The sequence below is a fragment of the Henriciella mobilis genome (genome assembly GCF_003576315.1).
GTDB lineage: Bacteria > Pseudomonadota > Alphaproteobacteria > Caulobacterales > Hyphomonadaceae > Henriciella > Henriciella mobilis.
The window spans coordinates 17,281-28,117 of sequence record NZ_QWFZ01000021.1 but is presented as its reverse complement, the minus strand read 5'-3'; the positions used below and the strand labels follow the sequence as shown (position 1 = coordinate 28,117).

Annotated in this window: 11 protein-coding genes; 1 reads left to right on the top strand and 10 read right to left on the bottom strand. The window is 59.3% G+C overall.

Annotated features, from left to right (window positions below):
• On the top strand, window positions 1-247 hold a 247-nt coding region (locus tag D1227_RS13120; RefSeq protein WP_147373275.1), incomplete at its 5' end, for an integrase core domain-containing protein.
• A 250-nt stretch (window positions 248-497) separates the two neighbouring features.
• On the opposite strand, the gene D1227_RS13115 is transcribed toward D1227_RS13120, so the two are convergent.
• The 10 genes from D1227_RS13115 to D1227_RS13075 all read right to left on the bottom strand — a co-directional run bounded on the left by D1227_RS13115 (window position 498) and on the right by D1227_RS13075 (window position 10,442).
• The gene (locus tag D1227_RS13115; RefSeq protein WP_035552416.1) at window positions 498-719 is read right to left on the bottom strand and encodes a helix-turn-helix transcriptional regulator; all 222 of its coding nucleotides are present in this window, start codon (window positions 717-719) and stop codon (window positions 498-500) included.
• Between the two features lie 115 nt (window positions 720-834).
• Window positions 835-1,530 carry a hypothetical protein gene (locus D1227_RS13110; RefSeq protein ID WP_119404965.1) on the bottom strand — a complete coding sequence of 232 codons (696 nt, stop codon included), beginning with the start codon at window positions 1,528-1,530 and terminating at the stop codon, window positions 835-837.
• Window positions 1,527-1,907 (bottom strand): hypothetical protein, encoded by a 381-nt coding sequence (locus D1227_RS13105; protein ID WP_119404964.1) that lies wholly within the window; start codon window positions 1,905-1,907, stop codon window positions 1,527-1,529. The genes D1227_RS13110 and D1227_RS13105 overlap by 4 nt, the downstream gene beginning before the upstream one ends.
• Window positions 1,907-2,437, bottom strand: a complete 531-nt coding sequence (locus D1227_RS13100) for a hypothetical protein (RefSeq protein WP_119404963.1) — start codon at window positions 2,435-2,437, stop codon at window positions 1,907-1,909. Before D1227_RS13100 ends, D1227_RS13105 begins: the two co-directional genes overlap by 1 nt.
• A 61-nt stretch (window positions 2,438-2,498) precedes the next feature.
• Window positions 2,499-3,044: a lytic transglycosylase domain-containing protein gene (locus D1227_RS13095; RefSeq protein WP_147373308.1), complete on the bottom strand. Its 546-nt coding sequence runs from the start codon at window positions 3,042-3,044 to the stop codon at window positions 2,499-2,501.
• 2 nt (window positions 3,045-3,046) lie between these two features.
• Window positions 3,047-6,433 carry a MobF family relaxase gene (mobF, locus tag D1227_RS13090; RefSeq protein WP_158586648.1) on the bottom strand — a complete coding sequence of 1,129 codons (3,387 nt, stop codon included), beginning with the start codon at window positions 6,431-6,433 and terminating at the stop codon, window positions 3,047-3,049.
• A gap of 13 nt (window positions 6,434-6,446) precedes the next feature.
• Window positions 6,447-8,810 (bottom strand): type IV secretion system DNA-binding domain-containing protein, encoded by a 2,364-nt coding sequence (locus D1227_RS13085; RefSeq protein WP_119404960.1) that lies wholly within the window; start codon window positions 8,808-8,810, stop codon window positions 6,447-6,449.
• A gap of 4 nt (window positions 8,811-8,814) precedes the next feature.
• Window positions 8,815-9,123 carry a hypothetical protein gene (locus D1227_RS13080; RefSeq protein ID WP_035552430.1) on the bottom strand — a complete coding sequence of 103 codons (309 nt, stop codon included), beginning with the start codon at window positions 9,121-9,123 and terminating at the stop codon, window positions 8,815-8,817.
• Window positions 9,123-9,374 carry a hypothetical protein gene (locus tag D1227_RS19810; protein ID WP_147373307.1) on the bottom strand — a complete coding sequence of 84 codons (252 nt, stop codon included), beginning with the start codon at window positions 9,372-9,374 and terminating at the stop codon, window positions 9,123-9,125. The genes D1227_RS13080 and D1227_RS19810 overlap by 1 nt, the downstream gene beginning before the upstream one ends.
• Before the next feature lie 180 nt (window positions 9,375-9,554).
• Entirely contained in the window at window positions 9,555-10,442 is an 888-nt protein-coding gene (locus D1227_RS13075; protein WP_119404959.1) for a DUF2493 domain-containing protein, read from the bottom strand.
• Between the last annotated feature and the right edge of the window lie 395 nt (window positions 10,443-10,837).

Here is a 10,837-nt window from a genome sequence, read left to right as displayed (position 1 = left end):
GCTCTACATCGAGCCAGGATCACCATGGGAGAACGGATACTGTGAGAGCTTCAACTCGAAACTTCGAGACGAACTCCTCGCTCGTGAAATCTTCTATGATCTGCGCGAGGCGCAGGTCCTGATCGAGAACTGGAGACTGTTCTACAACACCGCAAGACCGCACTCATCGCTGGGCTATAAACCACCCGCGCCCAGAACCATCTTGCCCGCGACCTTCATGCCGCCTTATAGGTTGAAGGCGGCATGAACGCCGCTACAAACCAACCGTCGATCCTAACATTTCGGTTGGGCCAGTCAGATCGGGCAGGCCATGTTCTGCAATGGAATTTCGCCATCACCGCGCATTAACTAAACGCAATAAATGAAAGCGTCCATGCAATCATACTAAAAACTGTATCAGAATATGACATCTTATTGGAGCGCGCCGCGCAGATATCTTACCCCCTACGAAACGCCCCCTGACGGAAGAGACGAAGACCTTCGCGGTAAACACGGCCTCAAGTGCTTGGTTCACCAACCGGCCGCCCATAACCAATGGCGGGCAGCGCCTCGACCCAAGCCTCGACCTCTTCGCGCTTCCAGCGCGTCGCATTCGCACTGAGCGCGATGGGCGCCGGGAATTCACCGGATTTGACCCTTCGCCACAAAGTGGTGCGGCTTTTATATCCGGTCATCACCAGAACTTCTTTCGCGGTCAGTAACTTTACTTGCCCAGTCATCACTCATTCTCCTTGTTTGGACGGGCTCAGTGTGACGCCATGGATAAGGATGTGTCGCGCTAAAACGGAGGTAATTCGGGGGTAATGGTCTATAAACACAGGGTACTGGCAACATTCATAAGATCGCTGGCTCGATCGCTTCCAATAGTTTGTTGAGCGGCGCATATCGACCCTGATCGATTTGGCGAACTTGTTCTTTGCTGACGCCCTGCTGCTCAGCAACATGACTGCGGCGCAGTTCGGCTTTGGGGAAAGCCCGGCGATCCACAGCGCGCAAACTTGCGATTATTTCAAACCAACGCCGGACCCGGGTCTCATCATTGTTGCTTGGATCTAGTGTTTTCAAACAGGCCGCTTCAATGGCTCCTAACGCCATGTCGCTGGCTTCGGTAATGAGCCAGACGCCATTGACCGTTTCCTGTGTGCGCAGCTCTGCCATGCCGTCCAGGTCCAGCACCTGTTGAACGGCGCTCATCTCAGCGCGTGTGGACGTGCTGCGCACCTCAGGCTCTTGAACCGCGCACGCCATTGTCTTGGCCTCTACCGCTTTGGGTAAAACCATCTGTTCTCTTTCGCTGGTGCATGCGTGGTGCCCAGAGGAGACGAAATCATCCGAAACATGAGCATGCGGGTCGCTGGCGAGCTCCGGATTTCCGGACACGTATCGCAAAGCCAATGCTGCGATCCCAAGACAGATCGCATAGCCCACAAGCACCGGCCCGCCGCCCGCGCCTATGCCATATAACAGTCCGAGCGCGCCGGCGCTTGCACTCATAAGAAGCGAAAGGATGAGGATGCAGCGGATATTCATGCTAGCCTTCCGACAAGGCCAATCCCTGCTAGATTGAAGAGGCCGTGAGCGATGAGGGCGATCGCAAAGACGAGCCAGACGCCCGCGCCGCGTCGCTGCCGGGCCGCTGTCCAAAAGGTCAGCGCGATATGGAGCGCGGCTCCGCTGGTCAAGGCGATAAGCAATAGTATGACCGCCAATTGATCGCCGACTTCAGCCCGTGCCGCAGGAAAGAGTGAGAGATCATACAAGAGCTCCCCAATGACGAACACCGCGGCCAAGGATAGAACAACCCGTCGCCGCCGTCCGCGATCCCCCAAATAGAAGAGATAGCTCGACCGGATGGCTTCCTCGCAGAAGGCCGGCACCAATGCGCTTGCGAGAAATCCGGTCGGCATCAGCTTATCCCCCCTTTCGCCGCTTTCAGCTTTAGGGTTCCGATCACGCCCCAGACAATGGCTGCGGGGAGCGCGATCAGCATGCCTGGAAGAGACACGACGAAAGACAAAGCGCCAGTGATTGGGGTCAACCAGGATGGAACACGGTCGGCCAACCTCCCTTCAGTGAGGAAATCCTGACGCGATGGGACAAGATGAAAAACGCTGAACGCCATCAGAGCCGGCAGGACATAATCATCGGTCATCGTCCAGCTCAGCCAGATCAGAGCCATCAGGGCCGCAAGAATTAGGGTCTGCATGAGCGTGACGAGCGGTAAATCCTCGACTTTGGGCGGGCTTTCACTGTCCCTGAAATAGAGCCCATATGTTCGGGCAATGGTTCTTGAACTCACTTCAGTGAGCGAGACTGAGAATCTCTCACGCAGCCAATCTGATCCGTGAACATGGCGAAACGGCCAGCGCGCCACATAGGCCGTCATGGCAGCGATCGCCGCCATCGGGCGATCTGGCGGATGCGAAGTGTCGGTCATAAGGGGCTCCTTTGCGTGAGCGTTGCGGGAAGGCATGGCGAAGACAGGCGTGGGGAAAGGGTCATGAGGCGTCCCCGCTCGAAGCGTTGCGAAGGACGAGCACGCGCGCGACATAGTCCTGTGTTTCTGGATAATTTGGCACGCAGCGGCATCGATCGACCGCAGGCTCGCCGGCATTATAGGCGGCGAGCGCGAGGCGTTCATCGCCGCTATATTTGCTCAGCAGAATACGTAAGTGCCTGGCGGCGCAGTCAATGTTCTGGACGCGGTGGAAGCGATTTGTGACCCCGCACCAATTGGCGACGACGGGCATCAGCTGACCAAGCCCGATCGCGCCGTCTTCTGAAACCGCGCCTGGATCATAGGCGCTTTCCTGAGCGACGAGCGCGCGCAATAGATCAGCATCAACGCCATGCCGGTCAGCAGCGCGCTGAATAAGCGTCAGCACCGATGGCAATCGTTCTGGCAATGCTGCTGGCTGCGCGCAGGGCCGGGACAATGGCGCAAGGTCAGCAGAGGCGAACGCCCCCTCCACCCACCACGGCCTGATCGGTTCAGCGAATGCCTGAGCGGCGCTCATCCAGAGAGCGAGAGTGATCAAAAGCACTTTCAATCTCCCACCTCCCGATCAGGCTGCAGGTCCGGGGTGACTTCGTCTTCAAGTTCGAGTTCGTGATCGCGGTCGAGATCGGCGGGCCGCTCCTCCGACATGGGCGTCTCAGACGCGCCGCCGCCGGGTGTGCCCTCCGCTCCTTCTTCGCGGACACGAGCGCCCATGTCCGGCTCTGCCGGTGGTTCGCCGAAATCGGGGTTGGCGTCTTGGCGCGCGGCGTCAATTTCGGTCCGGGCCCGGTCGATAAAGTGTTCGACTTCGAGATGATCCATAGCCGTATGGGCGCTCATCTGGATGCCGGGATTGTGCGCCACGGCGTCCATCGCGCGCTCAAGGCTGTCCGTGATGATGCTGAGCGCTTCTTTGGCGCGCGATCCAATGACGTAGAGATTGGCGAAGGAGGTCATGATGGATTGGCTATGAAAGCCCGCCAAAACGCGGAGCGCGCTGAGGCCCTGAGCCGCATAGACGGTGCGCGAATAATCATGATCGATCATCATGGCGGTGGTGGACCCGGCTTGCAGACGCAGCGTCCGGGTCTCTCCAGCGGTGTCATCGCCCGGCTCGGACACCCGCCCGGTGACTTCCAGGCCGCGCCCGTCTTCGCCAGTGATCGTCAAATCGGTCAGCCCGTCAGCGAGATTGCGGGGATCGCCGGGAAGAATTCGGATACGGTCACCGATTGCGAACGCGGCGCTGGTTTCACGAAAGACTTCAAATCGAGGCAGCTTTGAACGGCCATCCGACAGGGACAGCGTATGAGACGCGCCCTTCGTATCGCGCAAAGCCAGCTGGTTCGCGTCCCGGTCGACCTGGTCCACGCTGAAGCGGGCGCCAGGCCGCGCGCCGATACGTCTCACCATTTGAGAAAAGACAAGCACATCGCCGCTGGAATAGTTTCCGGCGCGGTCTTTTTCAGCCTGCCCCATGGGTTTGGGCCTCAAGACTTGCCGGTCTGTGTCCTCTCCGATGATCTCACCTTCTTGCCGGAGCGTTTGGCGCACCTCATCATGAAACAGCGCCCGCAATTCATGGGTTGGAAAGATGACGAGCGTTTCGGCGCGCTGTTGTGGTGACAAGTCCTGCCATTGCCCGGCAACACTGGCGGCGATGGCTTGAAGCTGCTCCGCGCGGCTGTCTTTGTCCCGGGCCCGGTCGAGCCCCAGATCTGTAATCGCATCGGCTTTCGTCCACGCCGCGACCGCTTTGGACAGCCGCGCTCCGACATCCCGCGGCCCGCCGATGGGTTTATAGGTGTTCGGCGCGCCGGAAACCGGCTTTGCCCCGACCAATTGTTCAATCGCCTCGCGGAGATCTGGATTTTTTTGGCGCACAATGTCAGACAGGGTGACCGTAAAGCCGTGGCTGAGCTTGGAAATAAGATCGGGCACATTGCCGGCGGGAATAGCGGGTAATTGATCACGGTCACCTTGAGCCACAAATCCGCGCACGCCTAACTTATCGGCGATCGCCATGGCGGCTTCCATGTCTGCGTTCCCGGCAAAGGACGCTTCATCAAACAGCAAGACCGTGTTTTCCCAATCGGCCTTGTTTTCGCCTGTCGGAAGGACGCCGGTATGAAAATAGCGGGTGAAGCGCGACAGGAAGGAGGCTGTGGTGCGCGCCTCAATTCCCTGGGCGCGGATCTCATCCCGGGCGGATTTGGTATTGGCGACGCCGTAGAGGCGCACATGGCCAGTCGCCTTTGTATTACTTTTCAGGATGCTTTGCGCCGCCCGCAGCGCGGTTGTCTTGCCCGTGCCAGCAACGCCTTGGACCGAGACGAACCGATCTTTGGAGGACAAGATCGCGGTGACCAGCTGGCGCTGCCCATCTGTCAGCTTGTGGGCATCCACCTCATAGGCATGGATGGCCCGTTGAGCGCGGTCTGGCGCAAGCACTGGAACCGACTGGCCTTTGCCCCTTTCTGTATGTTCGTGAATCCTTTGCTCGCGTTCCAGCTCGAGACCGGTTGCGGTGTAGAGGGATTTACGATCCCGCCCGACGACAAGCAACCCTTCGGAAACAAAGTCTCGCGCCGCACCTAGAACTTGCGTCTCAGTCACGCCGGGCAAGTCTTCATTCAGGCCCGCGATCAAAGTCGGCAGGACCACATCGTGCAAAGTGAAAGCGGCCTGGCGTTCAGAAACGCGCCGGATCTGATAGGCGAGTTCATGGCGCGCTGCGAGGCGTGTGGCAGGATAGTCTTCGGGGGGCCGAAAAACATCGGGGCGCGGTCCGCTATCTGAGAGCTGAGGCGCCGGATAGCCGGTCCGGGCATATCTGTCAGTGCTGCGCGACTGATCGGTCATCTGCGCCCAGATCTCGTTGATCGCGGCGCCTGCGAGCCGCACCAAACGCCGTGCCAGTCCCGGCGCCTCGCCCGTCCGCGTCGAAGCTGATCCTTCCGGCGTTTTGCCCGACTGCTCCGCGAGCGTCTTGGCGACAAAACCCGGCAAGGCCCCATCCACGCGGGCGGCCATGGCCTCTTTCAAAGGAAGCCGTGTATCTGGTACCAGGGCGCGGATTTGATCGGGCCCAAACCCTTTGGCCTCGGCGACGGCTTTGGCATGCTCTAGCAGATCGACCGTATCGGGCGATTTGGCCTCGCGTGTGGCCCGCACCACAGCGACCTCGCCCTGGCGCGTCGCCACGCCGAGCCGGTCGATTTCAGCGCGGACTTCATCGCGCCGGGTCGACAAGGCCTCGCTGACCGCGCTTAAGCCCTCGGGCGCGTTCTCAAGGACGGCCATGCCTTTCTCATCAAGTCCGACCTGATAGCCGTCGCGCCGCGCCGTATGGGCAAAATTGGCGTGAACATATTGTCCGATCAGCTTGGCGTGTTTGTAGGCGTGCTGGAGATCAACTGCGCGCAGTTTGCCGGCTTTGGTGACCCCAATCGCCGAGGCGACCATATGGACATGGATGGACGGCTCATTGTTGCGATTGGCATCATGGAGAAAAGCGCCGCCGATCAGTTTTGCACCGACCACATCGCGCGTGACGCCTTTAACGGTCTCTCGATAGGTGGCGAAGCGTTCGACATAGTCAAAGGCGCGCTTTGCGGCGGTCTGCCAATGTGAGGCAAGACGTTTGTCCTCGCCGAGCGTGATCAGAACCGACGCCCATTTCGGCGCTGAAATGGTCATGTCCCAGCCTTTGCGCACGCCGGATAGCACACGGACAGGATCGCTGCCCGGCTTTGGCACCTCGCCATTCATCAACTGTGTGAACGCTGCCGGATCGACCGGCCCTTTCAAACCGATCGCCGCCGCGCCTTGCCCGACCCAATTTGAAGGCGCTTCGCCGCCGAGATAGTAATTGGCCTGGGTGCCATAATAGCCCCCGGCATCATCTCCTTTGACCTGAACGATATTGAACATGCCGATAGCCTTCTCAGAGATCCGGCTCATCAGGCTCAAGCGCGATGTCGATCTGATCGCGCCGCACACTGTCTCGCATATGACGCGCCACCATCAACTCGCGTTCACGCTCCAACCTTGCTTCATGGGCTTGGCGTCGCTTCTCTTCAGCCGCTTCATCCTCTTCCAGAATGGATTGAAGGATTTGCGGATCATCCGACAGGGTCAGCGTTTCACCAGCTTCTTGCGCCATGCCGCCGCTCGCAGCTGCGTCTCCCTCTAGGGGCTCCTCAGACGCTTCCTCTGGGGCCTTTCGCGAGCCCTGTTGAGACAGGCACGCTTCAGGGCCTGAAGCGCTTCCCGCCCGTCTCAGGCGATGTAGACGGCGTTGATGGGCGGCGTCATGGGAAAGCAATGCGGCGGCAGCAGGATCGAGTGGTGCCTGGGCGTCCGACTCTGAGGGTTGCGGCCCGGATGGTCCCTCATCTAACGGAGCCGGACCGACCTGGCTGCTATGCTCCGGGCCCGGGTCTTCTGGCAGCGAAGGGAGCACCAAAGTGCCATCCGATGCCACATCCACGCCACCTGGCGGCGTGACCGGCGACGGCGGGGTTTTGCGCAAGAGGAAGCCCGGTGCGCAGGGGTCGCCCTGAAAGGGCGCGATCGTGATCGAGGCCACTGGAAAGGCTTCCGGATAGGACAGGAAGCCGTGCAGGTCGGGGAGCTTAAAGATTTGTTCTGGCAGCACGATATGGGTGAGCTCGGTCCGAGAATGCACGCCGATGGCGTCACGGACATCATTGGGGCCATAGGTCATCGATTGTTCGGCGCGCAGGGTTTCGGCCTGACCAATCCAATCTGCACAGTCGCGGGCATTGTGATAATTGCCGGTCCCGTAAATCACTTTGGTTCGGCAGAGCCCGGTAATCGCTTGAGTGAGGTCGGCGCCATAACGATCCCGCACCAGAGCCGGGTCCTGCACACCAAGCACGAAGGCGCCGCCATATTGACGCGCTTCCTGAAGGCCCTCAACGAGCGAAGGGATCGCGTGCAACGCGGCGAACTCGTCCAAAATGAACCAGATCGTCCGGCCGGGTTTTCGTTCCTGGCTGAGCAGTGATTTGATCGCGGTATCAAACCAGAGCGTGATCAGACCGCGCATGGCTTTCATCTGATCGGACCGGGCCGAGAGGAAGAGACAATTCTCGGCATGATCATCGCCAATCCATTCGCGGATTGAGAAGGGGTTTTTGTTGGCCACCGGCAAAAGCGTCAGGGGCCGGATGCTGGGCGCGAGTACGGCCATGATGTTGCCGCTGGTCTTGCCAAGATCGCCTGAGATCGAGCGCGCCGCGAGTGTGCCGGCGAAGAAGGCGTTGAGCTGGCGTTGATTGGCCTTGAGCAAAAAGTCGATCACTGTGCGCGTCTCCGTCACGCCTTTCGCCTTGAACTTGGCGAGCGCGGTGGCGAGGACTGAGCGGGCGCTTTCTGGCCAGAACCGGTCTTGCGATTTGTCGTCGGGAATAATGGCATGGGCCATCGTGTCGAAATCGGTATCAACCTCTGCTTCGGCAATCATGGACCAGGGCGCGCAGCGGGCATCCAGCGGGTTTAGAATCCGGTCGTCAGAGCGCTCATTGTAGAAGCGTTCAATGAAGGCGCCGGTCTTGTCAAAGATGATGGCGCGGTCACCATTCGCCCGGATCTGCGCCATTAAGTCGAAAAGGAATTGGCTCTTTCCGGTGCCCGTGGTGCCAGCGACCATGACATGGCGGTGATGTGCCCCGAGCGGCATTGCTACCCCGGCGAGACGATAGGGTTTGTTGCCCGCAAAAAACGGCTTGGTGGCGAGTTTGGCATTCGATCGCGAGACCAGGTGATCCAAGTCCTTGGCGCTGACCACTTCCGCGCCGCGTGTGCGACGTTCCTTGATCAAATTCTGGCCAAACTCTTTGAACCAGATGAAAAGGAAAATCATCGCCGTCACGGCAAGGCCGAGCGACACCCAGAACGCGTCCGTGGCGGCGCTCGCCACCCGTCGCCACCCGGCGCTGACAGACGGGTCGGCGAGGCACCATTTCAGTTCGATATTGATGCGGCTGCCATCGGGTTTGGGACAGGAGAAAATCTGGTCCGGATTGGCATTCATGGCTTCCAGGATTTTGATATGGGTGAAGCTCAGAAAGCTATTCCGGTCGACGCCATCTGTCGTCCAGAGCACCCAGGCGGTGAACACCACAAAGCCAAGCCCAAGCGAGACCAAGAGCATGATCTTGACCAGGTGAATGGTCTCGCGGACTTGTAGATTGATGGTTTGGCCGCCGCGCACAAACCGGTCCATCGGCGTGCGCATCCAATTGTTGGTCGTGTCATGTCTCGGGGAGTGACGGTTACTCATCGGATCAACGCCTTGCCTTGTGCTCAATCGCACGCAACCTGGCAAAGTGCTCGGCCTCGCCGATCCGCTCCGCTTCGACGTCGGAGAGCATCATACGAACGAGTTCATCCAAGATAAGCAGCCGGTCGACGACGAGATCTAAAGTCTCCTCGACCGAACCCTTATGGATCGCCTCGTCGAGGATCCGGCGAGCCACCACAGACGGTGACAGACCTTGCTGGGCGGCATAGCGCGCCAGCACCGAATAGGTCTTCGCCGAGGCGCGAAACATGATGCGATTGGCGTTCCCCGCCGGGATTTCCTGGACCGCCATCACATAGACCGCCCACTGTTTTTATTAAGTTTTTTAGTGCCATGCAAAGTCGTCGACAGACCGTCGACACTGCCCGAAACGTCTAATGTTTTGATTTCGCAACAAAAACAGGCCCGAAAGGGCACTGTGTCTTGTGCATTCCTCCAGATACCGCGGCGGCGGCATCTATCTGTAAGCTTCAAAACAAACCCCTGAGTCGAGGGTTTTTCAAAGCGTTTCAAAGATATTGGAAAGGTAATTGTCTGGGTCATCTACGGTTCTCCTCAAAGGTGAGAACCGGATGGAAAGCCCGCGACGTCAGCCCTCTTAAAATGCCGACGGGGCCGGATTTGTCAACTCTATAGTCAGGGCGCACCCGGCGAGCGACCGAAAAAGAAAAGCGCGGCGCAGCCCGGATCGGGCCACGCCGCGCCTAGTCTGCGAGGGTGATTTCAGCTCGCCAATCCGCATCGTTTGACGGGCAATCCCATCTTGCGTGCGGTCTCTACGGCATGCCGTGTGAAGGCCGATTTTTCACTGAAGACCAAGACCCCTTTGGGGGCTTCAGACAGCATGCGCTCATTGCGCCGGAAGTAGCGGTCAGAGGCATGACCTTCGAGTTTATAGATCACCACATCCACGCCGTTTGCCTTAGCCCAGGACATGGCGCAGGCATCCGCGCCGGTCTTCTGACCGGTCAGCAAAAGCACCATACGCCCATGCTTGTTTTTGACCTTGTCGAGCACCGCAGCAACCTTGGTATAGTCACTGTCATTTCGGTCCCCGAACAGGGCGATTTTCGCGCCCTCAATGACCCGGCCTTCGGCGGCCAAGATCTTCCGAGACCGGGAGAGATCCCGGGCGTCAATCATGGCCGATGTGATGATCTTTGAGGACGGCCTGGACCCATGCATGGGACGCCACAATGTGGCGCATCTCGCCTCGTAAGTTGAGGCCCCTGCATCGCGCATCACCGACACCGCTTCCACCGCGTTTTGCAGCGCGCGAAGGCGGTCGGTTTTGCGTTCCAGTTCGACGCTCATGACTTCTGAATAGTCCTGCGCCAAGGCTGCCTCTTTCATGTCAAGCTCGGCCCGATCGGCCTGCTTTTCGAGGCCTTCAATCGTGCGGTGAAGCACGTCTGTCCAGCCTTTCAAAATCCGCTCCAGCGACCCAGCCAGCGGGCCGTCTTCGAGCGCATCTGCAAGTTCGCCATAGGCGGCGCTGACAATGTGGATCAGCGCCTCATCGGGCGGGATCGCCCCGGCGAAGTCTTCTATGCCTGGCGGGTTTTGCATCGCTGCCAGCACGCCGACCAGGACATCATTTTGCGTTTCCATTGGACATCTCCTTTTAGTTGGAAAACACCCCGTCTTCGGATTTCGAAAACAGTGGACACCCCTCACCCAAGTGCGCAGACAGCCGGGTCAAGGACGCGCCAAAGGCGCGCTTCGCTGTGGGGGAAACGATTTTTGGGAGCCTCCGCCGATCGCGCCGCCAGGCCCTGTTATCTCCTGCAGGCGCGTATCCTAAGACCGCGCTGATCAGGCCGATCGGAGGATCACAAAAATGGTGGGGCCCCGCAGTCCTTGAGGCGGCGCTGCTGCACCTTGGTAGACTACCACCACAGTTGAGAGAGAGACCATCCGATGGGCCCGCGCCCGGGACTTGGGCCGCATGGCCCAGCCCGGTTAACAGCGCGGATTAGCCCGTCGGATTCAGGTGAAATAAGCCG